This is a genomic window from Bradyrhizobium sp. 170 (assembly GCF_023101085.1).
Taxonomy (GTDB): domain Bacteria; phylum Pseudomonadota; class Alphaproteobacteria; order Rhizobiales; family Xanthobacteraceae; genus Bradyrhizobium.
Window position 1 is genome coordinate 5,762,321 of the sequence record NZ_CP064703.1, and the last position, 25,407, is coordinate 5,787,727.

General features: G+C 61.6%; 24 protein-coding genes and 1 pseudogene. 10 read left to right on the forward strand and 15 right to left on the reverse strand.

Translation table 11 applies throughout. The annotated features are described in order from the left end of the window. Window positions 1-19: 19 nt before the first annotated feature. The gene (locus IVB05_RS26805) at window positions 20-718 is read right to left on the reverse strand and encodes an HAD family hydrolase (RefSeq protein WP_247778973.1); all 699 of its coding nucleotides are present in this window, start codon (window positions 716-718) and stop codon (window positions 20-22) included. 53 nt (window positions 719-771) lie between these two features. Beyond that, a complete protein-coding gene (locus IVB05_RS26810) occupies window positions 772-1,878 on the reverse strand; it encodes an ABC transporter ATP-binding protein (RefSeq protein ID WP_247786959.1) in 1,107 nt (368 codons plus the stop codon). Window positions 1,879-2,131: 253 nt separating this feature from the next. Here IVB05_RS26810 and IVB05_RS26815 point away from each other — a divergent pair, with 253 nt between their 5' ends. Then, window positions 2,132-3,079, forward strand: coding sequence for a LysR family transcriptional regulator (locus tag IVB05_RS26815; protein ID WP_247778974.1), 948 nt, complete (start codon window positions 2,132-2,134; stop codon window positions 3,077-3,079). A gap of 98 nt (window positions 3,080-3,177) precedes the next feature. On the opposite strand, the gene IVB05_RS26820 is transcribed toward IVB05_RS26815, so the two are convergent. Then, window positions 3,178-3,981 (reverse strand): alpha/beta fold hydrolase, encoded by an 804-nt coding sequence (locus tag IVB05_RS26820; RefSeq protein ID WP_247778975.1) that lies wholly within the window; start codon window positions 3,979-3,981, stop codon window positions 3,178-3,180. 79 nt (window positions 3,982-4,060) lie between these two features. After that, window positions 4,061-4,879: an alpha/beta hydrolase family protein gene (locus IVB05_RS26825; protein WP_247778976.1), complete on the reverse strand. Its 819-nt coding sequence runs from the start codon at window positions 4,877-4,879 to the stop codon at window positions 4,061-4,063. A 251-nt stretch (window positions 4,880-5,130) separates the two neighbouring features. Here IVB05_RS26825 and IVB05_RS26830 point away from each other — a divergent pair, with 251 nt between their 5' ends. Further along, window positions 5,131-6,696: a winged helix-turn-helix domain-containing protein gene (locus IVB05_RS26830; RefSeq protein WP_247778977.1), complete on the forward strand. Its 1,566-nt coding sequence runs from the start codon at window positions 5,131-5,133 to the stop codon at window positions 6,694-6,696. Window positions 6,697-6,708: 12 nt separating this feature from the next. On the opposite strand, the gene IVB05_RS26835 is transcribed toward IVB05_RS26830, so the two are convergent. From IVB05_RS26835 to IVB05_RS26845, 3 genes are all read right to left on the reverse strand, one after another. Next, entirely contained in the window at window positions 6,709-7,599 is an 891-nt protein-coding gene (locus IVB05_RS26835; protein ID WP_247778978.1) for a LysR family transcriptional regulator, read from the reverse strand. Window positions 7,600-7,893: 294 nt separating this feature from the next. Next, window positions 7,894-9,711 (reverse strand): adenylate/guanylate cyclase domain-containing protein, encoded by a 1,818-nt coding sequence (locus IVB05_RS26840; RefSeq protein ID WP_346771782.1) that lies wholly within the window; start codon window positions 9,709-9,711, stop codon window positions 7,894-7,896. Window positions 9,712-9,763: 52 nt separating this feature from the next. After that, window positions 9,764-10,636: an ABC transporter substrate-binding protein gene (locus IVB05_RS26845; RefSeq protein ID WP_247778979.1), complete on the reverse strand. Its 873-nt coding sequence runs from the start codon at window positions 10,634-10,636 to the stop codon at window positions 9,764-9,766. A gap of 352 nt (window positions 10,637-10,988) precedes the next feature. Between IVB05_RS26845 and IVB05_RS26850 the strand changes: the two genes are divergently transcribed. Further along, window positions 10,989-11,837 (forward strand): metal-dependent phosphohydrolase, encoded by an 849-nt coding sequence (locus IVB05_RS26850; RefSeq protein WP_247778980.1) that lies wholly within the window; start codon window positions 10,989-10,991, stop codon window positions 11,835-11,837. Between the two features lie 108 nt (window positions 11,838-11,945). Here IVB05_RS26850 and IVB05_RS26855 read toward each other — a convergent pair whose 3' ends face one another. Next, window positions 11,946-12,377, reverse strand: coding sequence for a nuclear transport factor 2 family protein (locus IVB05_RS26855; RefSeq protein WP_247778981.1), 432 nt, complete (start codon window positions 12,375-12,377; stop codon window positions 11,946-11,948). Window positions 12,378-12,533: 156 nt separating this feature from the next. Further along, complete coding sequence (locus IVB05_RS26860) at window positions 12,534-14,183, reverse strand: winged helix-turn-helix domain-containing protein (protein WP_247778982.1); 1,650 nt, start codon at window positions 14,181-14,183, stop codon at window positions 12,534-12,536. 171 nt (window positions 14,184-14,354) lie between these two features. Between IVB05_RS26860 and IVB05_RS26865 the strand changes: the two genes are divergently transcribed. The 3 genes and pseudogenes from IVB05_RS26865 to IVB05_RS26875 all read left to right on the forward strand — a co-directional run. Beyond that, window positions 14,355-14,678: a hypothetical protein gene (locus IVB05_RS26865; protein WP_247778983.1), complete on the forward strand. Its 324-nt coding sequence runs from the start codon at window positions 14,355-14,357 to the stop codon at window positions 14,676-14,678. Between the two features lie 47 nt (window positions 14,679-14,725). Further along, window positions 14,726-15,508: a methanethiol S-methyltransferase gene (gene mddA / locus IVB05_RS26870; protein ID WP_247778984.1), complete on the forward strand. Its 783-nt coding sequence runs from the start codon at window positions 14,726-14,728 to the stop codon at window positions 15,506-15,508. A 256-nt stretch (window positions 15,509-15,764) separates the two neighbouring features. Beyond that, window positions 15,765-15,851 (forward strand): annotated as a pseudogene (locus IVB05_RS26875) (NADH-quinone oxidoreductase subunit E); the annotation flags it as partial. Window positions 15,852-15,876: 25 nt separating this feature from the next. Here IVB05_RS26875 and IVB05_RS26880 read toward each other — a convergent pair. Further along, window positions 15,877-16,938, reverse strand: coding sequence for an ecdysteroid 22-kinase family protein (locus IVB05_RS26880; RefSeq protein WP_247778985.1), 1,062 nt, complete (start codon window positions 16,936-16,938; stop codon window positions 15,877-15,879). Window positions 16,939-17,134: 196 nt separating this feature from the next. Continuing rightward, window positions 17,135-17,911, reverse strand: a complete 777-nt coding sequence (locus IVB05_RS26885; RefSeq protein WP_247778986.1) for a DUF4394 domain-containing protein — start codon at window positions 17,909-17,911, stop codon at window positions 17,135-17,137. Between the two features lie 152 nt (window positions 17,912-18,063). On the opposite strand from IVB05_RS26885, the gene IVB05_RS26890 reads away from it, so the two are divergent. Continuing rightward, on the forward strand, window positions 18,064-18,642 hold the full coding sequence (locus IVB05_RS26890; RefSeq protein ID WP_247778987.1) for a sigma-70 family RNA polymerase sigma factor: 579 nt from the start codon (window positions 18,064-18,066) through the stop codon (window positions 18,640-18,642). After that, a complete protein-coding gene (locus IVB05_RS26895; RefSeq protein WP_247778988.1) occupies window positions 18,639-19,391 on the forward strand; it encodes an anti-sigma factor in 753 nt (250 codons plus the stop codon). Before IVB05_RS26890 ends, IVB05_RS26895 begins: the two co-directional genes overlap by 4 nt. Before the next feature lie 44 nt (window positions 19,392-19,435). Here the strand turns inward: IVB05_RS26895 and IVB05_RS26900 are convergent, their stop codons facing one another. Continuing rightward, window positions 19,436-19,696, reverse strand: a complete 261-nt coding sequence (locus tag IVB05_RS26900; protein ID WP_247778989.1) for a hypothetical protein — start codon at window positions 19,694-19,696, stop codon at window positions 19,436-19,438. Between IVB05_RS26900 and IVB05_RS26905 the strand changes: the two genes are divergently transcribed. Continuing rightward, complete coding sequence (locus IVB05_RS26905; RefSeq protein WP_247778990.1) at window positions 19,695-20,009, forward strand: hypothetical protein; 315 nt, start codon at window positions 19,695-19,697, stop codon at window positions 20,007-20,009. The two genes, IVB05_RS26900 and IVB05_RS26905, sit on opposite strands and share 2 nt — an antisense overlap. Before the next feature lie 297 nt (window positions 20,010-20,306). Then, the gene (locus IVB05_RS26910; protein ID WP_247778991.1) at window positions 20,307-20,528 is read left to right on the forward strand and encodes a hypothetical protein; all 222 of its coding nucleotides are present in this window, start codon (window positions 20,307-20,309) and stop codon (window positions 20,526-20,528) included. Window positions 20,529-20,544: 16 nt separating this feature from the next. Here IVB05_RS26910 and IVB05_RS26915 read toward each other — a convergent pair whose 3' ends face one another. From IVB05_RS26915 to IVB05_RS26925, 3 genes are all read right to left on the reverse strand, one after another. Beyond that, entirely contained in the window at window positions 20,545-20,742 is a 198-nt protein-coding gene (locus tag IVB05_RS26915) for a hypothetical protein (RefSeq protein ID WP_247778992.1), read from the reverse strand. Window positions 20,743-20,821: 79 nt separating this feature from the next. Further along, window positions 20,822-23,767: a bifunctional [glutamine synthetase] adenylyltransferase/[glutamine synthetase]-adenylyl-L-tyrosine phosphorylase gene (locus tag IVB05_RS26920; RefSeq protein WP_247778993.1), complete on the reverse strand. Its 2,946-nt coding sequence runs from the start codon at window positions 23,765-23,767 to the stop codon at window positions 20,822-20,824. Next, window positions 23,764-25,230, reverse strand: coding sequence for an ATP-binding protein (locus IVB05_RS26925; RefSeq protein WP_247778994.1), 1,467 nt, complete (start codon window positions 25,228-25,230; stop codon window positions 23,764-23,766). Before IVB05_RS26925 ends, IVB05_RS26920 begins: the two co-directional genes overlap by 4 nt. Between the last annotated feature and the right edge of the window lie 177 nt (window positions 25,231-25,407).

Consider the following 25,407-nt stretch of genomic DNA (forward strand, 5'->3'; position numbering starts at 1 on the left):
GTCAGCCACCCTGCCCGTCTCAGTTTCCAACAGCGGCGTCGGCGAACGCTTTCATCGTGGCGAAATGGAAATCGGGTTTTGTGAGTTGCGGCACTTCCGGCGTGCCGCCAAAGCCCTTCATGCCCTGGCGCCGCTCGATCCAGCAGACCTTGTAGCCAAGCTGTCGCGCGATACCGATGTCGTGATGCTGGCTCTGCGCCACGTGCAAAATTTCGGACTGCTTGTAGCCGAACGCCGACTGCCGGCCCTTGTTGTAGGCGAAGAATTCCGGATTGGGTTTCGCAACGCCGGTGTCGTCGGCGCAGATGGTGTCGTGGAAGGGATTGTCGAGCGCGTGGGCATAGCATGACAGCGCGACGCGATCCGCATTGGTCATGGCGACCAATCGGAACCTGGTGCGCAGGCGCTTCAGCGCCTCGACCGAATCCGAAAATGGCTGCCAGCGCAGCACGGCGAGCTGGAAGGCATCGCAGGCGGCATCGTCGGCCGGCAGTCCCAGTTCCTTGGCAAGGTACCGGTAGACATGAAACATCACCTCGCTCGACCGTTCGGGATGAGCGTCGCGGCCGCGCTTGTAGGATGCGAAGATCTGATCGTCGCTGAGCTCGGCCGCCTTTCGGCCCGAGATCTTGCGCACCGCATCGAGCACGCCGGCTTCGAAATCGATCAAGGTACCGACGACGTCGAAGGTGAGAACCTTGAAGCTATCATAGGACATTTTCATCTCTTGTTTTGGTTGGTCTGGTGTTGCACTCGGGATTGACGGGGCATTCATTCCCGCGCCTTTTCGTTCGCCTTTTCCTGCGCTTTGGGCACGACGATGGTGTCTTCGGGATGAAGTGTGACGGTGAGTTCGCCGCCAACAGGAGGTAACAGGCGCGAGGCCTGGTAATGGCTGGGCTGACGCAGGCTCAGGCAGGTGCCGTCGGCCAGCTGCAGGAACACACGAAGGCTTTCGCCCTGATAGACGATGTCGGTAACGTTGCCGGTCAGGCGGTTAAGCGCGGCATCGGCGACGCCGTCCGCAATCAGGAGCTTCTCGCTGTGTACCGCGAGCATCAGCGCCTGGCCGTCCGGAATCGCGCGGGCGCTTTTCAGGACAGCCGGGCCGAGCGCCACGCTAGAGCCATCGACGCGCCGGACCGGCAGCAGGCTCGCCTCGCCGATGAAACTCGCCACAAAAGAGTCCGCGGGATAGTCGTGCAGCCGCTCCGGGCGATCGATCTGGACCAGCCGGCCGTCCTTGAGAATCGCAACGCGGTCACTCATCGTCAGTGCCTCGCGCTGGTCGTGGGTGACGTAGATGATCGTGGCGCCGATCCGCTTGTGCAGCTCGCGCAGTTCGATCTGCATCGCTTCCCGCAACTGCTTGTCGAGCGCCGACAGCGGCTCGTCCATCAGGATCAGGCGCGGTTCGAAGATCATGGCGCGTGCCAGCGCCACGCGCTGGCGCTGGCCGCCGGAGAGCTGGGCGATGCCGCGCGCCTCGTAGCCCGACAACCCGACCATCGCCAGTGCGGCGCGTACCCTCGCAGCCCAATCCGCCTTTGGGATCCGTCGCGCGCGCAGCGGAAAGGCGACGTTCTCGCCGACGCTCATATGTGGAAATAACGCGTAGTTCTGGAACACCACGCCGATGTCGCGTTTGTGCGGCGGCAGGAACGTCACGTCGCGGTCGCCGAAATGGATCGAGCCCGACGAGGGTTGAATGAAGCCGCCGAGGATGCCGAGCAGCGTGGTCTTGCCGGATCCGGACGGCCCGAGCAGGGAGACGAACTCCCGCGGTGCGACGTTCAGGGTGACGTTGTCCAGCGCCCGGACGGCGTCATAGTTCTTGCTCGCGGCCCTGATGTCGACGCTCTCTCCGCCCTGGTCCAATGATCCGACCCCGTTGCGTTGCCGAGGGCGCGCACCGATGCGCGCCATCGACGTCACCTGCGATGGCGCAAGCGACGGTTGAAACCGGCATGATCTCGTCTTATAGACCGGTCACTTCAGGGCGGCTCCCAAGGCCGTCCCCGCTGCGCCGGATTTTCAATCTTGCCCGTGCTGGCGGGCGATCGGGCAAGCCAACCAGAGTTGGCCGGCACGGGCAATTGCCAAATTCTCACCGGCAGCATAACATCAGGTTATGCCCGACCTCCGGCGGAAGCTACCCTCGAGCCACGCGCTGTTCGTCTTTGACGCCGCCGCGCGCAACGGCAGCTTCACGGCGGCGGCGGCCGAACTGAATGTCACCCAGCCCGCGGTCAGCCGGATGCTCGGACAGTTCGAGGACTATCTCGGCGTTCGGCTGTTCGACCGGACCAATGGCCGCGCGGCCCTGACGGAGGACGGCGAGATCCTCTATCGCCACGTGTCGGATGGATTCCGCAGCATCGAAGGCGGCCTGATCGAGATCGACCGCCGCCGCAAGGGCACCGAGACGGTCACGCTTTCGGTCTCCTCGGCGTTCACCACCCATTGGCTGATGCCCCGCATCGATAAATTGCAGCGCCAGTTTCCGACCGTCGATCTCCGCTTCCAGCTTATTTCCGGTCCGCTGCGCGGGCCGGTCGACAACGTCGATCTCGGCATGCGATTTCGCGACCGATACGATCCCGCGCGGAACGGCGCGCTGGTGATGAAGGAAGTCATGCTGCCGATCTGCAGCCCGGCCTATCGCGACGCCGACAGCGCGGATGGCCCGATCGAACCCAACACCATCATCCGCCTCGCAGATACCCCCGGCGATTGGGCTGCAGAATATCCGGCCTTTCTCACCAGACGATCCGGGCCCGCCAAGTCGCTGAGTTTTTCCGATTATGCGGTGGTGGTCCAGGCCGCGTTGCTCGGCCAGGGCATTGCGCTCGGCTGGCTCACGGTCGCAGCCCATTGGCTGCTGACCGGCGCTTTAGTCCCGGCCTCGGAAACGCTCACCACGACAAGGCGGCTTTGCGAACTGGTGCACCCGCATGACCGATCGATCCGGCCGGTCGTCAGCGAGATCCGCGACTGGATCATCGAGCAGATGCACAGCGACATGGCCGCCATCGACCGGCTCTACCCGCGTCTGCGGCTGATGCCGGCGAGCTATTAGATCGTTTTCAAGCGAAGTGGAGACGGAAGTCGGATGCGCGCACGCCGCAACGTTAAATAGCGCCGAGTTTCGATGCGAGGACGCCCGGCGCTCGAATGTCAACCAGCCTGCAGCAAAATGCCGGTCAGCCACTCCGGCTCGTTAATCATAACAGCATGGCCTGATGTCGTATTTTCTAGAATCGTCCAAGACTTATCAGCCTTGCACTCTGCAAATGCTCTGTCCAACGCAGCCAGCGGATATTTGCGTAAGCGGATGTAGGTCTTTTTCGCGACCCTTTCGCGTGCGCCCGAGAGTTTCACTGGTTGTAGCCACGTGCCAATCGGTTGCGGGGTTAATTTCGACAAGAACCAAGCAGCGTCCTTGGCGTCGTGAAAGGATGTCGGCGGGACCGCCTTGGGAACTGGACGGCTGATCGTGCCATCTTCCGCTTGGAAGGGTACCTCATCACGAAATGACTGGCCATCCGCGGGCTTCAGTGCATCAACCCAGACGATAGACGAAACACGGTTTCCGATGCGTTCGAGCGCGCCTGATGCCGGATATCCTCCGTACGAATGAGCGACAAGGCAAATGTCTGCGAGGTCTTCCCATTCGACGATATTCACGATGTCGGCTATGTGCGTGTCGAGATTTATATCCTTGCTCAGGAGGTGCGAGCGATCTGCCAATCCGGTAAGCGTGAGCGAATATACCTTATGGCCCTGCCTTTCGAGCCTGTCCGAAACGCGTCGCCAATACCAAGCTCCGCAATAGGCACCGGGAACCATGACAAACGTCTTGCGCACGGATTGAGCACGCGCGGGATCGATCAACGTGCCTGACGAAACCAATGCGGACGCGGTTGCTCCGGCCGCAAGGCCACCGATTATTCCGCGTCGCGTGAAGTTCGACAAAGTCATGAAATTCCCCTACGAGAAAGTGGATCCGTCAAAAATTGATCTGTTGAACGTAAAACACGTTGGAAGGCTAAGATCGACTTCACGTGCCTTGCAGTATCAACTCGCTCACGCGGTCCGGCGCATCAAGCATGGCCATGTGCCCAACCTCCGGCAGCTCGAATGTGGCCCAAGACTTGTCGGTCTTGCTGTCCGCTAGCGCCTTATCGAAGGCCGGCTGTGGAAATTTTGGGAAGCGGATGTATGTCTTCCTCACCACCCTTTCGAGCGCCCCGGAAAGTTTGATCGGCTGGAGGAAGGTGCCGATCGGTTGTGGGGTGAGCTTGGACTCAGCGAATGCCCGATCGCGTTCGGTAACAAAGATCACTGGAAGCTTCGGCGGTGGACCAAAGCCTGCCTCGTCCTTGTCAATGGCCGAATTTACGACGTTACCGAACGCAGTGAAGTCCAGCACCCTGTGTCCGCTGGCAGGCAGAAAGGCATCAAGCCACACGATTGAGGAGACGCGATTGCCGATGCTTTCGAGTGCGCCCGAACCTACGAAGCCCGCATAAGACCACGCTACAAGGCAGACGTTCTCGAGGCTCTCCCATTTGATCAGGTTAACGACGTCCGCGATGTGGGTGTCCAGATCGACGTCCTTCCTCAGCAAATGCGAGCGCTCGCCTAAGCCGGTTAGGGTCGGAACGAATACTTTGTGACCGCCCTGTTCGAGCTGGTCAGCGACCCGACGCCAGATCCAGCTACCGCAAAACGCACCGTGGACAAGAACGAAGGTCTTTCGCACCGATTGCGCGCGGGCAGTGCCGAACATGTTGCTGGAACCCGTTACGGCCACAAGACCGCCAGCCACGGCGGCGGCGCGAAGCACACGGCGGCGCGTCAGTTGAAACTTGGTCATGGCGTATCTCCCCCAGGCGCCTCTCGAAGACGGTTACTTTGGAGGCGGCGGCGCTTTGGGAAGCCCGACTGCATCCGCACTTTCCAATTTCCGCCAGTAGCGAATGTGGCAGTGTCCTCATCAGGGTAGGGAAGTCCTGATGGAATTCTTGTGTTATTCTTTGGATATTCCGGCCAAACGCCGAACGTAAGGAAGCGACGGGTCGGGTCACTGGGGGTTGTTGCGCCTTGGCAATTCAATTCGACGATTACGTGCTTGATCCCGTGCGGCGGGAGCTGTCCTGCAACGGCGCTTCGGTGAAGATCGAACCCAAAGTCTTCGACCTGTTGATCCACCTGATCGAGAACCGGCATCGGGTGGTCAGCAAGGACGACCTCATCGCTCAAGTCTGGGGTAACCGGATCGTCTCGGACTCCGCCCTCACCCATGCCATCAATGCGGCGCGCAACGCGATTGGGGACGATGGGAAGGCACAGCGGCTGATCCGTACCAGCTCCCGTTGGGGATACCGTTTTGTCGGCAGTGTCAGGCTCCAGGAGGGGGCGGAGCCTGCCCCCGGCCCAGCCGGTGCGGCAAGCTCTCCAAATGGGCCGGCTCTCTCGCTGCCCGATAAGCCGTCGATTGCCGTCCTCCCGTTTCACAATATAGGCGACGATTCCGAACAGGAATACTTCGTCGATGGCCTAGCCGAGGACATCATCACTGCGCTGTCGCGCTTCAAGTCGCTGTTCGTTATCGCGCGCAACAGCTCGTTTACCTACAAGGGCCGCGCCGTTGACATCAGGCAGGTCGGCCGCGAGCTGGGCGTACGCTACGTACTCGAGGGCTCGGTTAGGAAGGATGGCAATCGGGTGCGCATCACCGCGCAGCTGATCGACGCGATCTCGGGTGCGCACGTCTGGGCGGAACGTTACGACCGCAATCTCAGCGACGTCTTTGCCGTCCAGGATGCAATAACGGCGAGTGTCGCCGGGCTCATCGAACCGGCGCTCGCCGAGGCCGAACAGCAGCGCCTACTGCGCAAGCCGCCGGACCGGCTCGATGCCTGGGAAGCCCATCAACGCGGCCTGTGGCATTTCTACAAATACGGATCCGAGGAGAACCAGACGGCCCTAACATACTTCCGCCAGGCCATCGCCCTCGACCCGAATTTCGCGCCGGGTCACTACGGCTACGCGCTGGCCCTGCAATGGGACGTCTGGCATTATTCCCACCGCCCGTTCGAGGAGGTTCAGGGCATTCCGCGTGAGGAGGCGCTGCTCGCCGTCTCGCTCGACGACAAGGATGCGATGGCGCACGCAATCCTGGCGCACATGCTGATGTGGGGGAGCGAATGGGAGGGCGCGATCGCCGAGGCTCGCACGGCGCTTGCAATCAATCCGAATAGCGCTTTCGTGATCAGCATGCTCGGCTGTGTGCTCGGCTTTGGCGGGCATCGCGATGAAGCGCTCGATCGGCTGCGTCAGGCCATGCGCGCCAGTCCGCACGATCCGCTAACATGGCTATGGTCCCTGTGGACCGGGTTCATTCAATTGAGCGCGCGAAATTTCGATGCAGCGCTTGCGACACTACACCAGGTTGTCCGGATGCGTCCGGGCTTGGCGCCGGCATATGAACTGATGGCTGCGTGCCTGGCCCATCTCGGGCGTCTGGACGAGGCGAGCGCTGTGCTGGAGCGCATTCCTGCGCGGTTTTCCGAGCAGCTTCGCCGGCATCAACAGAGACCGCCCTGGATACGGCCGGAAGATTACGCGGTCAGGCAGGAAGGACTTCGCTTGGCAGGCTACCGAAGGACCGAGCGCGGCGCTTCTGACTAGAGCAGGCGCGATCTACTCCAGCGTCGGCGCCACTTCGCGGGCGACCTGCACCAGCGCCGCGATCAGAGGTGTCATCGGATCGCGCTGCGGGATCACCAGCCCCACGCTGTAGTCGACGATGGGATCGACGATCGGAATGCTGCGGATGGTATCCGCCAGCCCCAGGGTTTCTGCGAGTTTTGCCGGCATCACGCTCGCCCAGCGCCCGGTCTTCACATGCGTATAGAGGACCACCAACGAGTTCGAGGTCAGCGTCGGCGTGGCCTCGGCCCCGACCGATGCCAGCGCGCGATCGATGATGCGGCGGTTCTGCATGTCCGGCGTCAAGAGGCAGAGCGGCACCTGGCCTACTTCCTTCCAGGTCACCTGCTTGCGATCGCCGAACATGGCATCGGGCGACGTCAGCAGGCGATAGCTCTCGTTGTAGAGCGGAATGGTGCGTACCTTGCCGATCGGTTCGTTCTCGATATAGGTCAGCCCGGCATCGACCTCGAGATTTTCCAACAGGCCCAGCACGTCGGCCGACGTGCAGGACTGGATACGAAAGCGCACGTCGGGGTACCGCGCGCGGAACGGCGTCGTCAGCGACGCCACCATACCGAGCACGGTGGGTATCGCGGCGATCCGGATCTCGCCGGAGAGCTTGTCCTTGAGGCTGTTGATCTCCTGCCGCATCGCGCGGGTGTCGCCGACGATGCGCCGCGCCCAGTCGAGGGTGCGTTCGCCCTCCGGCGTAAATCCCTGGAACCGCGACCCGCGCTGCACCAGCATCACGCCGAGGATTTCCTCGAGCTGCTTGAGGCTGGTCGACATGGTCGGCTGGGTGACGCCGCAGGCCTCCGCGGCCCGTCCGAAATGCCGCTCCTTTGCGAGCGCCAGCAGCAGTTCAAGCTTGTCGATCAACGAGATGGTCCCAAAAAGTGTGGTGGCAAAGGCGGTTGCCCGGTGGCCAGAAATAGCACGGACCAGCGGCCATCAATACTTCAAAAGAGGCGTCCGGAGGGCTCGATTTCAGGGGCAATTCGGTTCTCGTATCGCCTCATTTTTCAATCTTATCACCTTGAGGTCCGTCATTGAGGATTTCTTGTAGCCCGGATGAACGCAGCGATATCCGGGCCACGCTAACAGCGTCCCGGATATCAATACCGTCCCGGATATCGCTGCGCTCATCCGGGCTACAGGACTTTTTGCCGTCATTCAGCCCGCATCTGTCGAAGCAAACTCCGGCACGTCTCTTTTAAATCCTGCTTCAACGGATCGAACGTCAGCAGGCCGGAGCGGACAGCCGAGATGCGTCAGCGGCCCGACGCTGCGAACCACCGAAAAAACCTCCAGAGCACGATCGTAGCCCTTGATGGCCCGCTCCCCAATGGATGCAAGGGCGATGCTATCCTTGACATGCCCGGTGACGACCGGATCCACCAGTATCTGCGCGTCCTCCGCCAAATCGCAAAGCCGTGATGCCAGATTGACGACGTTTCCGATGGCTGTGTAGTCGAGGCGTCCATGCCAGCCAAGCGTTCCGACGGTCGCAGGTCCCATCGCGATACCCACGCCGAAACCAATGGCGCAGTCACGCGCGTTCCAGTAATTGGCAAGCGATTGCACCGCAGCCTGCATGTCGATCGCAAGCCGGATACCGCGCTGCGCCGGATTTTCACACGCGACCGGCGCGTTGACGAGGACCATCACGCCATCACCGGTGAAGCGGATCAGGGTGGCGGCGTGGCGGGCCGTCACGGTGCCGATCGCTTCATAATACTCCCTCAGCACGGCGATAACGACATCAGGCTCGGCGCGCGCGGAAAACGCGGTGAAGCCGCGCAGATCGCCAAAAATCGCGACCACCTCGCGTCGCTGTCCGTCCAGCAACCCTTGATCGGAGTGTTCGACCAGTTCAGCCACTTGAGGCGCAAGGAATTGCTTCAGACGATTGATCCGCTCGGACTTCTGCTGCGAAGTGGCAAGTTCTCCCGCCATCTGGTTGAACCGGATTGCCAATTGCTCCAGTTCGTCGTGGCTCTCGATCGTGATGCGATGGTCGAACTGCCCCATCCCGATCCGTTCAACGCCATCCTCGAGTTGCCTGATCGGTCCCCACATGCGGCATGCTCGCCAATAGGCCAGGACAAGCGCGAAAACGATTCCGAAACCGATGAGTATCAGGGAACGCCGCAGCGCGGCGCGGATGGATTCGAACGCCTCCTGGACCGGCTGTTCCGCGATCACCGTCCAGCCCACGTTGGGGGCACGCACCGAGAGCGCAACGACCTGCTTGCCGTCCTCGCCGGTCGTGGCGACCGCCGATCCATTCGCAGCGCCGACGACGGACTTGAGACGGTCGAACTCCCCTGCCCCGGCACCGCTGCGCAGCACAAGGCTGATGTCCGGGTGAGCAATCAGGCGCCCGGAATCATCGACGACAAGAGCGTGTCCGGTGTCGCCGATCTTGATCGCCGCGATGATATCCCAGATCAGTTTCAGGTTGATGTCGGCGACGACGACCCCGGCAGCCGCACGGTTTCCCGCAACCGCGATCCGCATGTAAGGCTCGGAATCGCGCTGATAGTGTACCGGGCCATACCAGACCCGGTTGGCGCGCGCGCCGACAACCGCGGGATCCGTCGACATATCCGCGCCGCGGCCGGTTCTGTTCATGCTCACGCGGGATACGAAAACCCGCTCGGTGCCGGTTGGGTCGACCAACGAGAGCGAAACAATCGCCGGCACCTGCTGCAGTAAACGCAACCCGTCGACCCTGCGCCGCTCGTCCTCGCCCTGGGTCCAGGGAAACTGCACGACCCAACCAAGCTGATCGCGTATCCCGTCGGTGAAAGCCTGTATCCGGTCGGCCGCCGAGCGGGCCTCGACCTGAAGGAGTTCATTGAGATCGAAGCGATTATCGCGAAACGCGAACCAGGCTTCGGTTGCGGAACCAAGCATGAGAGGTGTCACCACTGCGACAAACAGCGTGACGAAGTACTTCATGAACAGGGAGCGGCGCGGACGGGTCACCAAAGAAAAATCCGATGGAAAGAGTTTTGAACCAGTAAGAGGTGCGCCGGGGTCATTCGATCACCCGATTGGCGCGGAAAAGAACTGAAGATTTGTCGAGGTCGATACCGAGTCGTTCAGCCGTCCTGAGATTCACGACCAGTTCGAATTTGGTGGGCTGAAAAACCGGGAGATTGGCGGGCTTTTCGCCGCGCAGGATCCGGTCGGCGTAGGTCGCAAGCCAGAAATAGGTCGCGCGCTGGTTGGCGCCATAACTCAGAAGTCCGCCAGCGTCGCAATATTCGCTCCAACCGAACATCGAAGGCAGCCGATGCGCGATGGCGAAGCGGGCGATCTTGTCCCGGTGCACCAGCGTGAGGACATCCGGGAAGACGAGCAACGCATCCGCATGCGCGTCTCCCGCCGCCGCCAGTCCATTGTCCAGTTCGTTTTTGCCGGCAAAGGGAACGTAGACGGTCTCGATGCCCAGCGCCGTGGCGGCTTCCCTGGTCGCGCGCCACTCCGATTGTTCTCCCGGATGAAGGGTGTTTGAAAGCACTGCAAGCCTGCGCACAGCGGGCACGGCTTCCTTCAGCAGCTCAACCCGCTTCCCCGCCAGCTCAAGCGAAAGGAAGGTCGAACCCGTGAAATTGCCGCCCGGCTCGCCGAGGCTCTTGACGAGGCCCAACTCCACCGGGTCGCCGCTCAACGCAAACAGGACCGGAACGTCCGTTACCGCCGTCATCGCGCGCGTCGCTGGGCCGCTCGACACGGCCAGGTCGATGTTCCCTCGCTTCAGTTCGGATACGACCTCGCGGAGCGCCTGCGGATTGCCGGGCGCATAGTGCAGCTCAAGGGTAACGTTCTTTCCCTCGACATAGCCCCGCGCCCGCAATCCCTCCCGAAACCCCGCCAGGAACGGGTCGGGCTGGGAGTCGGTGGACACCCAAAAAATGCGATAAACTTTTGTCGAGTCCTCAGCGAGTGCGGCGGACGGCCACGCCATCGCCGCACCCAGAAACGCAATGAAATCTCGTCGATCCATGCCGGCAATATGGCCCGGACCGGCTTGCCGCGCTTTGAGCCCGTATGCAGATAATCTAAAGATAATCTTGATTTTGGCTTGGTGGCTGCGCCCAGCCGCTCCCGCAGCGTCGCGCCAAGATACGTCACGGCAACTGACCAACCGTCAAATCTGCGTTGCGCCCACTTGCGCGGCGTGAGCGATATCCGGTCTAGCCCAACGACGTGCTACATTGATACCGGTGGCGTCGCACAACCGAGTTGGGAGAGGCCTCATGATCACAATCCCGGAACTGGTCGCGCAAGCCTTGGGATCGTTTCTGGCCTCAGATACCAGGAGCAGGTTTGGCTCCTCCCAAGCCCGGCTGGCTGAATTTCTTCCCTATGCAGCCAGGCTCACATTGGAATGCATCGGCAACAGTGACGCCCTGTATCACAACATCGAACACACCATGCTCGTGACCCTTGCCGGCCACGACATCCTCATGGGCCGGGCGATGCTGCGGCCAACGACGCCGGACGATTACGCCAATTTCATCGTGGCGTGCCTCTCCCACGACATCGGATATGTTCGTGGAATCGTCCAGGGAGATGACGGGGATTCCTATATCGCCGATCTCAGCGGCCGTACAATTCGCCTGGCGCGAGGCTCATCCGATGCTGCGCTGGGAGCCTACCATGTGGATCGCTCGAAGCTGTTCGTCTTCGAGCGGCTCGACACAGCCGAAGAAGTTGATGCGAGCCGGATAGCCAGGGCAATCGAGTATACGCGATTTCCCTATGTTGCCTCATCGTCAAACGACGAACTGATTGAAGAAGAGGGCCTGTTGCTGCGCGCGGCCGACCTCATCGGGCAACTCGGCGACCCCAATTACCTGAAAAAAGCGAATGCCCTGTTCTACGAATTTCAAGAAGTCGGCATGAACAAAACGCTCGGCTACGAGACGCCGGCAGACGTCGTTTACAAATATCCGCAATTCTATTGGAACAACGTCGCTCCGCAGATCCAGACGGCGATACGCTATCTCAATGTCACGTCGAGCGGACGGCAGTGGATAGCGAACCTGCACAGCAATGTTTTCCGGGCCGAGCGTGAAATGAACTTGTCCGGTCCACAGCCGTGATCACCAAAGGTGTCGCTGTCGTAGCCCTTGTCGCCAATCAATTTGTCGGCGTCCGGCAAAGATGGAATCCGGCCGAGGCAAACGGCTGATATGTGGACGAAGTTGCCGCTAGCCGATGCCATGCTTCTTAAGAAGCGCCTGCTCATCGCCGGACACCCAACCGAAAACTTTCGCCTCGCTGTCCAGCTTCTGCACGAGATAGTGGACATCGAAATCTATAGCCGTGTCCGGTTGATCCTCGCGAGCATAGGTCGCCGTCCAGGCGACATGGGCCAAACAATGATGTTCATCTATCGGAGAGATGCTGATATCGCGTATCCGCATCTCCTTGGTCCCTATTGCCCGATAGCGGGCGTATCCTTGCTCCATGACCTGCTTGAGTTGATCGTCGTTTTTCCCGGTCATAACACCGGCCGGCGAGGCCGCGATGAAATCCGAGGCGTACAGCGATGCGACCTCATCCATATCCACGTCATCGCCGAGGGATCTGTTAAAAAAACTTTCGTATCGCTCGAATAGCTTCCTTACGGCAGCCTCCATCACTCGCTCTCCCCGATTGCAATCTGGTGTCGCGGATCAGTATGCTGCACCGGACGCAGCAGCCAACGGTTTGGGCTCTAACCGGTCACGTTACCCGAAATTTAGTGGGTCCTGACCCTAGCGCCCCGTTCCGAGTCCATCGGAACGGAAAAGGCTCTAGGCGTTTGCAATACCGGCTACCCGCAATCCTTCGACGAACCGATTGATGAAGCCCACATCATTGCAGAAGAAGAACTCCTGTCGCGCCGTTTCAATGTTGTAGTTTGGCTTGCGCTGCAGCAGTTCCGCGGCCACCGTTTCGGCCTGCGTCCGATCCCCGAGGAGGCCGAGCGACGCCGCAAGTGTCGCAAACGCCTGATAGGTGACGTTGGGCTGCCGTGTCGCCCGCCTCGCGAATTCGACCGCTATGTCATACTCGCCCAGCGAGAAGTGCGCCCAGGAGCGGACATGGTGGAAAGCAGAAATATGGCTGTCGCGCGGACTGAGCATGATCGCGCGATCGAGCAGCGTTTCCGCCTCGATCTCTCGCCCATACCAGAGTAAATTGAACCCTTGGGCGAAATAGGCCTGCGCAAAGCTCGGATTGAGCTCGAGGGATACGTCGAGAGCCGCCAGCGCTTCGTCGTTCTGATGATTCAAGCACAGGGCTCGTCCGAGCGCGCAGTGGCAGAAACAATCGAGTTCGTCGAGCGCCACCGCATGGCGTGCCTGGCGCAACGCGGTTTGCAGTCGCGCCGCGCGATCTTTCGGTTCGTCAATGAACGCGCGTTGCAGATTGACGTAGCTGAGCGCGCCATGGCCGCGCGCAAAATTCGGATCGGCCGCAATCGCCCGCTGAAAATAGGTTTCGGCGGAGTCAAATCCCGGCATGGTGAAGCGCCAAAAATTCCATAGACCGCGCTGATAACAATCCCAGGCGTCCAGGCTTTCCGGCGCCTTGCGGGCAGCGAGCTGCTGCTCGACCTTCGACAGCTCGGGCTCGATCGTTGCGGCGATCTGCCGTGCCATCTCCTCCTGGATATCGAAGATATACTCCAGCCGCAGGTCGTATTTGTCGGCCCACAATTGCTTCCCATCCGCTGCTCGGACGAGTTCCGCCGTTATCCGCACAACATCGCGGTTCTTGCGAACGCTGCCGACCATCACATACCTGACGCCCAGCAGCTCACCGATTTCGCGCGCATCCACCACGCGTCCCTGGAACGCAATCGTCGAGTGTCGCGAGATCACCGAAAGCCACCGGTTACGGGCGAGAAGGCGAATAATGTCCTCCGTCAAGCCGTAGCTGAAGTAGTCGTTCTCGGGGTCATCAGACATGTTTCCAAACGGCATCACGGCGATGGACGATCGCGTGACCGCCTCCGCCTTGACGGATTCCGAGACGACATCGTCGAGGCGGGACACTTCGGCGGAAACCGACACGCGGCCTGGAACGCTGCCCGGCGCATTGGGAACAAGCCGAGCCGCCTCTGCATCCGTTTTCGGCGCGTCGATGGCCTGAACATCGCCGACGAAGCGGAAGCCACGCTTGTGCAGCGTCCGAATGAGGGCCTGGTCGTTTCCGTTGTCGCCAAGCGCGCGCCGGGCGCCATTGATGCGGCTGGAGAGCGCCGCCTCGGAGATGATCCGGCCGTTCCAGATCGTCTCGATAAGCTCGTCCTTGCTGACAATCCGGTCGTGGTTGCGCACCAGATGAACGATGAGATCGAATACCTGGGGCTCAATATGTACCGCTTCCCCAAGCCGGCGCAGCTCCTGCTGGCTGAGGTCGATCTCGAACTCGGCAAATCGGTACTTTAATACCACTTCTGCTGATCCGATACGAGGCTCCGCCCCTGTCAGGCGGTTCACGTTACAAACTAAGCAAAAACAGTCGCTTCCGGAGAAAAAACAAAGGTCTTCTCAAGGAATCCGCCAAGCAGGAACAGGCATCTCAATCTAAGGACGGGTCAATCATCGTTCAATCGGAGGATGGCCATGACCGGCCTGTTGCTCAATCCCACCAAGGCGGATTTTTCACCAGAAGGCTTGTTGCCGCACGAGGCCGCCATGCAACCTCGCGCAAGGATCCACGCAGGCAGCGTCACCAGCCCGCCCGTGCCGACCGCGCGCCTGAGGCGCCTTCTCGACGGCTGGATTGCCGCCGCCAGCGCCTACCGCGAACGGCAAGCCGCCTGGCTCGCGTTGCACCGAGCTGGCAATCGCGGCCTGCACAACAAGCGCATCTACCGCGGTCCGATCGATGACGTCCTCGAAAGAGCCGCGCGGCTGCGCAAGCGGAGACGCCTCGAGCAGTCCTGACCAAAGCAATTGCCAGACGTCAACATTTCAAACCCAGGAGATTTCAAATGTCGATTACGATGCACACCGGACCGGACGCGGCGCCTCCCGCCGTCGCCTCTCTTGCAACGAGGCTGCTCACCCTTTGCTACGGCGGCCTCGCCTATCTGATTTTTTTCGGCACGTTCCTCTACGCGGTCGGCTTCGTCTCGGGATATGTCGTGCCCAAGACCGTCGACAGCGGTCCGGCGTCCTCGCTGCCGACGGCCTTGCTGGTCAATCTGGTGCTGATGTCGATCTTCGCCGTGCAACACAGCGGCATGGCGCGGCAGGGCTTCAAGAAGCTGTTCACGCGCTTCGCCTCGCCAGCGATCGAACGCTCCACCTACGTGCTGCTGGCGAGCCTCTCGCTGATACTGCTGTTCTGGCAATGGCAGCCGATGCCTGCGGCGGTCTGGAACATCGAAAATCCCGCCCTCGCCGGCGTCGTGACCGCGGGCGGCTTCCTGGGCTGGCTCATCGTGCTCTACAGCACATTCCTAATCAGCCATTTCGAGCTGTTCGGATTGACGCAAGTGGTCGCGCATTTTGCCGGACGCATGGCTGAGCCCATGAAGTTCAAGACGCCGGGCCTGTATCGCCTGATCCGGCATCCGATCTATCTCGGCTTCATCATTGCCTTCTGGTCGACCCCGACGATGACGCTCGGCCATCTGCTGTTCGCTGCGGTAACGACGGCCTACATTTTCGTCGGCATCTATCTCGAAGAGCGCGATCTGGTGGCGATGTTCGGCAATGAATACCGGCGCTATCGCGAACGGGTGGCGATGCTGGTGCCCCGTCTGTTCTGAAGAAGACGATCGAACACGAAAAACGCGCTCGTCAGGACGCCCTCAACGCACCCGACGAGCGCAACCGGTTCCGGTACCGGCTGCAATCAGGCTGTTAACCACCAGCCAGTAACCGCTCGCCGCCCCATAGGCTTTGCCTATGTGCGATTTTCGATGCCCTCGATAGCATTTTGAAATCGCAACAGGGGACAGCTTTATTGATGTTCCTCGCATTTTCCCTACTCATCAGAATCCACAACCTCTGATGAGAACGCGAATGACATCGGCATACGAACCATGGAATGAAGCGCGCGGCGCCGAGATCATCGCCGAGCACGACAAGCTCGAAGGCGCGACGCTGGTGTCGCGAATGACCCAATGACTTAGGTTCACGTAAGTAGTGACCTGCAGTCGAGATCATCGACGGCAAGCATGATGCGTTCCAGATTATTCCACCAAATGACGGCAGGGATATTGTTCACGGCTTGCCACACGGGCGTCGTGATTTGCCAAAGCACCGACAATCGATAATCGGCATCGAGCGCATGTCGATCGTAGCCCTGCACCCCGTGATCAACGAGCGCCTGGTGATATTCGTCGAGGAGTGAACGTTCCATTTCTTTTCGTCGGTCAGGATACCAATGCATCGCTATCATGTGGGCCAGATCCCTCGAAGCGACGTCGAGACGCCAGCTGTCCCAGTCGAACAGTCGAGCATCGTCGGACTGATGGTCCCGCGGCAAAAATGTATTCCAGACGTGCGCGTCGCCCTGGGTGATCGTAAAATTCCGATGCGAGTGATAGCGCTGAAGCAGACGAGGCGCAGAGCCGAGCAATCGTTCATAGAGCCGCCGCCGCTCGCGGGACAGTAAGTCGCCCGCCCGATCAGCAAAACGGTGGAAATCGCTCGCGACCAGCTGCATCTGCCGATCAATAGCTTCGACGTCGAGCCACGTCCCTACGGAGACACCAAGTCGCGGACTGTCCCACCAAGAAGCGTGAAGGCGAGCATGCGCTCGAACGATCGCTCCACATTGCTGCCTTGTCGGCGGCAGCGGCCACTGCGTAGGGACGGCGTGGGTTTCTGTGAGGTCCTCAAGGAGAAGATGCCACGCACTCGTCTCTGCATCGCGATACGCCTCAAAGCAACGAGGCACTATGTTGGTCACCATCAGCGGCGCAATCTGATCATAGAATGCGACCTCCTGACGGCCGGCGTGAAGTGCATCTCCGACGTGATCAGGGTGACAAGTCTTGAAGATGAGGGAGCGAGGTGCGTCGTCAGTCGGTACACTGTACGTCAAAGCCACCCGAATAATTCGAGAGAGGATGGTATCGCGGGAACTTTCGACTGTGACGTTGCTGACGTGAGGCTCGCCAAGCACGCCAGCTCGACGGAGTGTTGCGGTGAGATGTTCAGCCTGGATCGCTTCTGGAATTGGTTGCGTCATCGCTCTCCCCCCAATCCGGCGAAGCTAGCCTTTCTCGATTCCCGCCGCAATTTTCTGTTGAACACTTTCTTTCGGCGTGATCGACAGCTTCGCGGAAGCACCCGCCCCTCACCCCAACCCTCTCCCCGCAAGAGCGGGGCGAGGGAGAAGTGAGCGGCTTCGCGCCAACCTACGTTCATCGTGCTTCAGGAATCTCCTACATTCCCATGATGGCGATATCCTTCACCGTGCCGCTGACGCCGGCGATCTTTGCAGACTCGGTGGCTTTTCCGGTGGCGAGATCGACGTTGTACAGTGTCCCGTCCACCATCAGCCAGGCTTCGTTCTTGCCGGCGCCATCGGACCAGATATCAAACGCGACGCTGTCCGCCTTGATGCCGAGCTTGCCGATCGCGCCGAGCACGCCGTCATTCGGCGGCGCCTGCTTGATCAACCCACCGATGGTCGCATCGATGTTGAACAGGGCCGTCTCCTTGGCGCCCTTCACCGAATTGGTATAGGCGCCGGCGACGATGTTCGGCTTTTCGCCCTTGTGCATGTCGCCCTCGGCATATTTGTGGTCGCCGTCCTTGGTCACCTTGCCGTCATCGACATTCGCCCGCAGGTTCATTCCGTCGGCGCCCATCACGCGCAGGCGATCCGCCACCGGATTGAAATCCACCGTCGCGGCCACACCCTTGGCAAGCGTGGTGTCAAGCTTCGATTTCATCGTGGCCTTGCCGTCCGTCGCGATGGTCACAATGGTGCCATCGTCGACCAGTCCATAGAGCATGCCGTCGGCCGGACGGACGTCGATGCCGACCAGCGCACCGGAAATGCCGGTGACCTTGACGGACCCGGTTGCCTTCTTCTGCGCGGTATCGACCATCGCAATCGTGTCGCCGCCGATCAGGGCTGCGACCTGCGCGGCGTTGGCGGCTGCGGATGACAGCAACAATGCGGCCGAAGCGGCGAAAATTGAGCGAAAATTCATCGTAAAGCTCCCTGTGTTCCTTGATCCTCTCGGGACCAACACAGCAGGTACCGGCGGCGCGGCGAAACGGATGCAGCCCACCAAAAATAAATTTCGGCACATGCATCCAAATGCCGCATCTCAAGGTAGAACAACTATGCAAGGGCATAGACATGACCGGAAATGGGACCATCACCGCCAGGCTGCAGGCTCCCGACCTGCGCGATCAGGAGCGCGAGGCGCAGCTTGCCGCGGCCCTGGCGCGTTGCGCGGCGGGCGACCGCACCGCATTGCGCGTGATCTACGACAGCGAGGCGCCGCGCATGGTCGGCATCGCGCGCCGCATCCTGTTCCGGCAGGACCTTGCGGAAGAGGCGGTGCATGACGCCTTTATCCGGATCTGGCGCGGCGCGGCCGGATTCGATCCACGCCGCGGCAGCGCGCGCGGCTGGCTCTATACGGTGGTGCGCAACCGCGCCCTCAGCATTCATCGCGATGAGCATCGCTATGATACGTCAAATGAAAACGTAGAGGACATCGACTGTGAGACCACCCTGTCGCGGATGCCGGAGAGCAGCGCGCTGCGCCGGTGTCTCGAGCAGATCGACCGCCCCCGCCGCGACGTCGTGGTGCTCGCCTATGTTCACGGCATGAGCCACGGCGAATTGGCTGGACGGCTCAAGGTTCCGCTCGGCACGGTCAAAAGCTGGGTGCGGCGCAGCCTCTTTGCGCTGCAGGAGTGCATGGGATGAACCCGCACGACGCCGATAATGCCACGGCCGCCGATTACGTGATGGGCCTCCTGGACGGTGCGGAGCAGGCCGCCGCCGAACAACGCATCGCAACCGACCAATCGTTTGCTCAGGCTGTCAGGGCGTGGCGGGAACGGCTTTCGGACCTCGATCTCACGGCCGAGGAGACCCCACCGAGCGCGGCGCTTTGGCAGCGCATCGCGGACGAAACCAAAATCGCGCCGATCGACGCCCTGCCCTCCGCCCGCGCCGCGCTGCGGGGCACCACGCTGTGGGACAACATCCGGTTCTGGCGCGGTCTCGGTATCGGCGGCGCCTTCGCTGCGGCGCTTTTTGCAACGATCATGATCGCTGCGCTGGCGACGTCGCGCCAGCTTCGTCACGACATGCTCGCCCTCGCCCAGCGCAAGCCGATTTACGTCGCCGTGCTGGTGAACGACACGACGAAAGAGGCAGGCGCCATCGTCAACGCGTTTTCGAACGGCCGGGTCGAGCTGATACCGTTACGGCCGATCGAGGTTCCTGCCGGCCGCACGCTGCAGGTTTGGACCTTGTGGGATCGCGCGGTCGGCCCGAAATCGATCGGCGTCACCGGTCAGTCGCGCACGCTGCAGCTCGACCTGGAGGCGCTGCCGGAAACCGTGCAGGATCAACTGTTCGAGATCACGCTGGAGCCGGAAGGCGGCTCACCCATCGGACGACCGACCGGCCCAATCCTGTTCAAGGGCAATGCGGCACGGGCGTTGTAATGGTCGAGCCGCGCTGCTCGTACGTGACGGCAGCCGATTCGATCTCAGCACCAACCCTTTTTCCAATGACCGGGCGGGCAGCCACGGCCCCGCCAGCCGACCTTGCGGCCGCGGCTCCAACCAAACGGTCGATAGCCGTGTCCACGGCCCCAACCATGGCCGTGGCCGCGTCCGCCCTTTACTTCGATCAGATCGGCATTGACCGCAGCACCGTGCATCAATGGATGAGCCAAAGGCAGCGCTATTGCTGGAGAAAGAAAGGCGATTGGCATTGCGAGCGCCATTCCCAAAAGTAGTTTACGCATGGACCATCCATTCCGGTTGAGTTGCGCAGGTGTCAGAACAGGAAAAAATGGCAATAGTTCCGCGCTTTTGAGACGGAGACTTTCAAAGCGCTACGAAATCTTCTTTCGAAAAGCTGAAAACGCAACCAGCAGGGCCATTCGACGCCACGCTGCAGTACACCGCCAGACGGCCTTCAAGCAACTTTTGCAAACGCTGGACGTTGATGCAGGCACATGCCGGGTGACAACCGGCCATAACGGAGATGATGGACGCGGTGCTATTTTGCCGGTTTCTGCCCGCGACAACAACGCATCGGTACGCGCTGACATCTAACCTGTTCCTGGCTTGTGCACCTTCTCGGTAAGTCTTCAGATTTCCCATCGTTTTCAGGCCAGCGACGGCTTCGGCCATCTCCGTTCTGGATGCCGCTTCGCTCGCTAAGGGGCGAGTTCAAGGCGCGACCATCGACTCTTTCGCGCGGGATCAAGATATTCGGGAACGAAACCGGCTGCCTCGCGTTAAAGGGATGAGCGGGTAATTCAGGAAAAGGAGAAATCCACCGGAAATATCAGCTCAAAAGCCCCGTCAGTTATTGTGATAGCTGGCGGGGTTTTAATTTGGGAGAGGTTCGTGCCCTACGCGCTTTTCGACGGCGACAGACAGATCGGGTCGGGCTTTCCGACCGAGGCGGAGGTCTGGAAGCAAGCTCTCGATTGCCGCCTGATTTCTGATGTTCCAGTGGCCGACGAGGCAGGTGGACAGGTCCTGCCTGCCCACTACCACGTGAAGGAAATCAGAGAAGAGGATTGCTCGCCGGATCCAGCCTGGAAGCTTCCGGAGGAAATTTCCTGACGCCGTCGCGCTATTGCTATGGAACCTGCTTGAGGAAGGTCAGGCCGCTGGCGGTCAGCCGTTCCTCACTGGTTTCCCCTTCGGCTACGAGCCTTTCAAGATATGTTTCGAGTGCCGGCAGCTTGCGGTCGAAATCGGCGTCGAGACCCATGAGTTCGCACGTCTTCCTGATACGCTCAATGGGCTTGTCGAAGATGTTGATTTCGGTATGCATCCCAGCCTCCTGTTCCCGCAACAATCCAAATCGGCCATAAGAGTTCCGATCGTCCGGGTCCGGAAAGAACCGGAACGCTTCAGGCGGAAGAACCGCCGCCCACCAACGCCAGAAACACCCGCCTCACCTCGCCTTGCGTCTCGCGCACGCGTGCTTCCAGCGTCGAGAAATCAGGCGTGTCGCCGGCGCGCGCCATCACGTGCAAGAGATTATCGCCCGAGGTTTCCGGGTTGAACTTGCCGGTGACGCAAAGCCGCAAGATCTGCGTCAGGTCGTGATAGAGCCGCGCCGCTGAGCGCAAAATCTCGGCGTCGGAGTGCGGCAGCACGCCGAGGCGCGCGGCGTTGTCGAGCACCTGCAGCGTGGAGACGCTGAGGATTTCGGGTTTTTCCGCGGCGTGCACGAGTTGCAGATACTGCGCGATGAAATCGATATCGACCAGCCCGCCGGCGGCGAGCTTGAGGTCCCAGATGTCGTCCTCGCCCTTTTCCAGCGCGATCGCCCGGCGCATGTCGGCGACATCGCCGGCGGTGGAGGCCGCGTCGCGTGGCCGCGTCATCACGCTGCGGATGATGTCCTCGATCCCGGCGCGAAACGCCGGTGAAGCCGAAATCACCCGCGCCCGCGTCAGCGCCATGTGCTCCCAGGTCCAGGCTTCGCGTTCCTGGTAATCGGCAAAGGAATCGATCCGCGACGCCAGCGGGCCGGCGCGGCCCGATGGGCGCAGCCGCATATCGACGTCATAGAGCACGCCGTAATTGGTCCGCGTGGTGAACGCCGAGATCAGCCGCTGGGTCAGCCGCGCAAAATATTGCGCGCCGTGCAGCGATCGTTCGCCGTCGGAATCGGGACTATCCGCGTCGAAATCGTACAGCAGGATCAGGTCGAGATCGGAAGACGCCGTCATCTCGCGGCTGCCGAGCCGGCCCATCGCGAGGATCGCGGTCTCCTGCCCCTTGATGCGGCCGTACTGGGTGGCGAACTGATCCCGGACCAGGCCGTGCACGGTGTGCACGATGCCTTCGGCGACGTCGGCAAAAGCGACGCTGGCCTGCTGGGCGGACACCGTGCCGGACAAGATGCGCGTGCCGATCAGGAACAGGCTCTCCTGGCCGAACAGCCGCAGGCGATCGAGAAAATCTTCGTAGGAGTCCGCATCCTTCAGCGTCGTCGCCAGCCGCGCCGACAACTCCTTCTGGTCCGGCATCGCACCAAAGAAACGGGGATCGATCAGGCCGTCCATGATCTGCGGCTGGCGCGCCAGCATGTCGCCGAGCCGCGGCGCCGCGCCGAGGATCAAGGCCACCAGCGCGACCAGCTCGCGGTTCTCTCTCAACAGTGAAATCAGCCGGCCGCCGCGCTGCAAGGCGCCGAGAAAGCGATCGAACGCGGTCACGGCGTCATCAGGGTCTTCGGCATGCGCCAGCCCGTCGATCAGGCCGGGCACGAATTCGATGAAGGCTGACTTGGTCGCTTCATTGCGGAGCGCGCGATAATTGCCCTGCATCCAGAGTTGCAGGGTGCCAGCTACCGCGACCGGCATCTTGAAGCCGAGCGTCGTCAGATGGTCGAGCAGGCGTGCATCCTCTGGCCCTGCGGCGTAATTGACCTGCGGAAGTTGCACCGTGCCGGTCGGATCGCCCTCAAACAGCTTGCCGTAGTGCCCCTGCACGATGTTGAGATGGCCGAGCAGATCCTTCGCAAAGGCTGTCCTGTTCTCATAGCCGAAGAAGTTCGCAAAGCGCTCCACGGCCTCGGCATCTTCGGGCAGCGCATGGGTCTGCTCGTCCGCGATCATTTGCAGCCGATGCTCGACGCGGCGCAGGAATTCGTAAGCCGCCGTCAGTTCGTCAAAGGCCTGAAAGGTGATCCAGTTGCTGGTGGCCAACACCTGCAACGCGTGCAGCGTGGGGCGCACCCGCAATTGCGGGTGACGGCCGCCGGCAATGAGCTGCTGCGTCTGCGCGAAAAACTCGATCTCGCGGATGCCGCCGCGGCCGACCTTGACGTTATGGCCTTCGACCGCGATCTCGCTCTGGCCGCGATAGGTCTGCATCTGCCGCTTCATGTCGTGGACGTCGGCGAGCGCGGCAAAATCCAGGTGCTTGCGCCAAACGAACGGCGCAAGTTCCGCGATCAGCGCCTCGCCTGCCCCGGCGTCGCCGGCGCAGACGCGCGCCTTGATCATCGCGGCGCGTTCCCAGGTGCGACCTTCGCGCTCGTAATAATGCAGCGCCGCCTCGGTCGAAATCGCCACCTGCGTCGAGGCCGGATCGGGCCGCAGGCGCAGATCGACGCGGAACACGTAGCCGTCGCCGGAGCGCTGCTGCAGCAGGCGGGCCAGCGCCTGCGTCACGCGCACGAAGAACGGCGCCGGCTCGATATCTGCCACCAGCGAAGTGGCGGCGGGATCGAAAAACACGATCAGGTCGATGTCGCTGGAATAGTTCAGTTCGCCCGCGCCCATCTTGCCCATCGCGAGCACGATCAGGCCAGAACCCTCCTCCGGCCGGTCGTGATTGAAGGCGGTCATGCGGCCGCGCGCGACCTCCTGGCGCAGCAGGAAGCGCAAGGCCGCCTGCACCGAGACGGTCGCAAGTTCGGTCAGCGCCGCCGTCACCCGCATCACCGGCCACACCCCGCCGATGTCGCACAAAGCGATCAGCAACGCCGCCTCCGACTTCATGCGGCGAAGCAGATGCATCACGTCGGCCTCGCTCGCGGCGGCGAACACGTCGTGCGACGTTTTCTCCATCAGTGAGGTGAGATGCTGTTCCGGGTCGCATGCCAGGAGGCGGATCAGCCGCGCGGCATCAGCGCGGATCAGGTCGAACAGGTAGGGCGAGAACTCGGCGATGCCGAGCAGGATGGCCCGGGCCGGCGGACAATCCAGCCAAGCGCCGATCTCAGCCGCATGCTGCGGCTGCAGTTCAGCGAGCCAGTCTCCCAGGCGTTGTTCGGCGTTGCTGCTGGCGGTAATATGCGGCCCGCTCACGAACCGCGCGGCCAAGGCGGAGGAATTCATGCCACCTTCTGTGGCACATCCGGCGTTTGAGCCGCAAGCCTGTCAGCCGCGGCGGATAGCGCCGGGATGACCAGCGTCGCGGTCAGGCCGGGATGCGAATCGCCCAGCTTGAGCTCGCCGCCGTGCAACGTCGCCACTGCGGACGCCAGGCTGAGGCCGAGGCCGGAACCCGGCAGCGTCCGGCTCGCCTCCAGCCGCACGAACCGCTCCACCGCATGCTTGCGATCCCCTTCGGGAATGCCGGGCCCATGATCGGTGACGCTGAGCAGCACGTGGTCGCCCTCGCGCCGCGCCTCGATCAGAATCTCCCTGGTGCGGGCGGCGGCCGCAGGATCCAGCGGCTGCACCACGGGCGACGGCTTGCCGTATTTGATGGCGTTCTCGACCAAATTGGCGAGCGCCTGGCTGATCAGCTCACGATTGCCGTGCAGCCGCGCGGTCGCGGCCTTGACGCGCAGCATCATGCCGTCGTCTTCGGCCAGCGGTTCGTACAATTCGTGGATGCCCTTGGCGACGTCGGCCGCGTCGAAATCATCCATGTTGCCGCGCGCCTGCCCGGACTCGGCGCGCGCGATCATCAATAGCGCGTTGAAGGTGCGGATCAGGCCGTCGGACTCCTCGATGGTCCGCTCCAGCGCCGCGCGGTATTCGGCCTCGCTGCCGGAACTCGCCAGCGCCTCCTCGGCGCGGTTGCGCATGCGCGTCAGCGGTGTCTTCAAATCATGGGCGATGTTGTCGGAGACTTCTTTCAGCCCCATCATCAGCGCCTCGATGCGCTCCAGCATGGCGTTGAGGTTTTCCGCGAGACGATCGAGTTCGTCGCCGGAGCGCCCGACCGGCAGGCGCCCGGAAAGGTCGCCGGCCATGATGCGCCGTGTGGTGCCGGTCATGGCGTCGATCCGCTGCAGCACCCGCCGCGCCACGAAGATGCCGCCGCCGATGCCGAGCACGATGACGACGAGCAGCGACCATTGCGCGGCGTTGGCGACGATGCCGAACAGACGCCGCCGCTCCTCCAGGTCGCGGCCGACCAAAAGGCGGAAACCGTTGGTGAGTTCGGTGACGCGCACCAGCGCGCGGTGATGCGCCGTGTCCTGCTCGTCGAGCCGGCGATAGGCGGTCTCGGACCAGCCGAGCGAGGCCATCACGCCCGGCGCCAGCGAACCGACATTACCGCCGATCGCTTTCCCCTCAGGCGTGGTGACGAGATAGAGATTGGCGCCTGGCCGCAGCGCCCGGTTTTCGATCGTGAAGACGAGGCCGCGCAAGCCGCGGCGCGTGTAGATGTCGACGATCTCGGCGGTCTCGACGTTCACCGTGGCGGTGATCTGCTCGTTGATCAGCCGTCGCGTATTCCAGGCGAAATAGCCGAGCAGCGACGCTGCAAACAGCGCAAACAAAAACAGATAGACCAGCGTCAGCCGGAACGCCGTGGTGCGGATCAGTTTACCGAAGGCCGTCACGGATCATGTATCCAATCTCAGCGGTGCGCCTGCTATCACTAGCCATCGTCATAGTTTTTATTTCCTTTTAGTTCCAACATATTAGCTGCATCTGCTGTCGTCTGACTTCGCTGAAAATCGCCAAACGCCGGCCGGTCCCGGCTAAAAACTGGTAAGTTGACGCGACGCTCCCTCCTA

Excerpts from the sequence above, each read along its gene's own strand:
- IVB05_RS26885 (WP_247778986.1), bottom strand. The coding sequence starts at position 17,911 with ATGAATTTTCGCTCAATTTTCGCCGCTTCGGCCGCATTGTTGCTGTCA.
- IVB05_RS26895 (WP_247778988.1), top strand. The coding sequence starts at position 18,639 with ATGAACCCGCACGACGCCGATAATGCCACGGCCGCCGATTACGTGATG.
- IVB05_RS26890 (WP_247778987.1), top strand. The coding sequence starts at position 18,064 with ATGACCGGAAATGGGACCATCACCGCCAGGCTGCAGGCTCCCGACCTG.
- IVB05_RS26915 (WP_247778992.1), bottom strand. The coding sequence starts at position 20,742 with ATGCATACCGAAATCAACATCTTCGACAAGCCCATTGAGCGTATCAGG.
- IVB05_RS26815 (WP_247778974.1), top strand. The coding sequence starts at position 2,132 with ATGCCCGACCTCCGGCGGAAGCTACCCTCGAGCCACGCGCTGTTCGTC.
- IVB05_RS26850 (WP_247778980.1), top strand. The coding sequence starts at position 10,989 with ATGATCACAATCCCGGAACTGGTCGCGCAAGCCTTGGGATCGTTTCTG.
- IVB05_RS26805 (WP_247778973.1), bottom strand. The coding sequence starts at position 718 with ATGTCCTATGATAGCTTCAAGGTTCTCACCTTCGACGTCGTCGGTACC.
- IVB05_RS26825 (WP_247778976.1), bottom strand. The coding sequence starts at position 4,879 with ATGACCAAGTTTCAACTGACGCGCCGCCGTGTGCTTCGCGCCGCCGCC.
- IVB05_RS26855 (WP_247778981.1), bottom strand. The coding sequence starts at position 12,377 with ATGGAGGCTGCCGTAAGGAAGCTATTCGAGCGATACGAAAGTTTTTTT.
- IVB05_RS26900 (WP_247778989.1), bottom strand. The coding sequence starts at position 19,696 with ATGCGTAAACTACTTTTGGGAATGGCGCTCGCAATGCCAATCGCCTTT.
- IVB05_RS26865 (WP_247778983.1), top strand. The coding sequence starts at position 14,355 with ATGACCGGCCTGTTGCTCAATCCCACCAAGGCGGATTTTTCACCAGAA.
- IVB05_RS26820 (WP_247778975.1), bottom strand. The coding sequence starts at position 3,981 with ATGACTTTGTCGAACTTCACGCGACGCGGAATAATCGGTGGCCTTGCG.
- IVB05_RS26920 (WP_247778993.1), bottom strand. The coding sequence starts at position 23,767 with ATGAATTCCTCCGCCTTGGCCGCGCGGTTCGTGAGCGGGCCGCATATT.
- mddA (WP_247778984.1), top strand. The coding sequence starts at position 14,726 with ATGTCGATTACGATGCACACCGGACCGGACGCGGCGCCTCCCGCCGTC.
- IVB05_RS26880 (WP_247778985.1), bottom strand. The coding sequence starts at position 16,938 with ATGACGCAACCAATTCCAGAAGCGATCCAGGCTGAACATCTCACCGCA.
- IVB05_RS26905 (WP_247778990.1), top strand. The coding sequence starts at position 19,695 with ATGGACCATCCATTCCGGTTGAGTTGCGCAGGTGTCAGAACAGGAAAA.